Below are 612 nucleotides of genomic sequence, written 5' to 3' on the forward strand. Positions count from 1 at the left end.
TGAGCTGTTTGATGGCGACCCGCGTATACACCTGAGTAGTGTTGAGTTTCTCATGCCCCAGCATCGCCTGGATATGGCGGATATCCGCGCCATTGTCCAGCATCTGCGTCGCCATTGAATGCCGGAACAGGTGACAGGCGCCCGGTTTGTCCAGTCGAGCCTGATGACGGATGGCCTTTGCGGCGATGTGCGTCAGGTGCCCCAGACTGAGCGGCTTGCCCTTTTGCGAGATAAACAGGTAACCGCTGTCATGGCTGTCTGCCAACTGTGGCCGAACCTGCACCAGATAGCGTGTCAGCCAGCTTAGCGCCCGCTCACCGATAGGCACCACCCGGTCTTTATGGCCTTTGCCCTGATTAACCACAACCGCCCCGCGTTCGACATCGATATCTCCCTGCCGGAGCTGGCGCAGCTCCATACGCCGGAGGCCACTGCTCCAGAGGATTTCCAGCATCACCCGGTTGCGAAGTCCCAACACACTCTGATCATCAAGGCTATCCAGCACCTGAGTGGTTTCCCGTTCACTCAGTATCTGGGCGGGCAACCGTTTCTCTTCTTTTGGCAACACCATCTGCTCGGCCGGGTTGTAGAGGATGTGATGGCGTTGCAGTA

The 612-nt window shown here is 58.0% G+C and carries 1 protein-coding gene; it reads right to left on the reverse strand.

Going from position 1 to position 612, the window contains the following annotated elements:
- The coding region (locus tag Xets_RS19660; RefSeq protein WP_187652413.1) for a tyrosine-type recombinase/integrase at positions 1–612 on the reverse strand (612 nt) is incomplete at both ends.

Source organism: Xenorhabdus sp. TS4 (assembly GCF_014467265.1).
In the GTDB taxonomy this organism is placed as follows: Bacteria; Pseudomonadota; Gammaproteobacteria; order Enterobacterales; family Enterobacteriaceae; genus Xenorhabdus; species Xenorhabdus ehlersii.